Source organism: Lentibacillus sp. L22 (assembly GCF_040812445.1).
GTDB classification, from domain to species: domain Bacteria; phylum Bacillota; class Bacilli; order Bacillales; family Amphibacillaceae; genus Lentibacillus_C; species Lentibacillus_C daqui.
On the sequence record NZ_JBFNXI010000114.1, the window covers coordinates 1 to 658 of the forward strand.

The window sequence follows — 658 nt, forward strand, 5'->3', positions numbered from 1 at the left end:
GCAGTTAAGCTCTCCAGCGCCGATGGTAGTTGGGGCTTTGCCCCTGCAAGAGTAGGACGCCGCTAGGCAATATAAAAAACCACCAAGTTTTATATCTTGGTGGTTTTTTATATTTGCTGAAATCCGTTAAATGCTAATTGGTAACTTAAGTTTCGCGCCGCACTCCTTTGTCTATTTAAACCTAACCGAAATTAAGCCTAAAATTAATCAAAGACCTCTTCTCTGTTACCAAGAAGAATGTTTATTTCAACCCTCGGATTTACTTCCCGAGGCCAGCAGATGGGGTCAAACCACAAGCAATCTTTGCCTGTTTAAAATCCCACCACACTGTATACATAGGGGATTCCACACCTATGTAGCCTGCGCGAGGCAATCGCTTTTTGGCTTTCTTTCCGATATTAACTGCACTGTTGATATCTCTCGAAAGCGTTGTACCGCAGTTTACACATGTAAAGCTGCGAATAGATGGATCCTTTTTCTCCTGATGACCACAGACACAACAGGTTTTGGTTGTATCCCGTTCATCAATCTTTTGATAATGCTTGCCACTTTTCGCTTGCACCCAGTTTAATATACGGCGAAACTGTCCAACTGGTGTTTGATTTAACATGGCCCTTCTCATCGTCCCGTACTTTGCCACATCGGGAGTCGGAGTATA

1 protein-coding gene is annotated in these 658 nt (G+C 43.5%); it reads right to left on the minus strand.

Going from position 1 to position 658, the window contains the following annotated elements:
• Positions 1 to 259: 259 nt before the first annotated feature.
• The coding region (locus ABRT01_RS18315) for a zinc ribbon domain-containing protein (protein ID WP_367746899.1) at positions 260 to 658 on the minus strand (399 nt) is incomplete at its 5' end.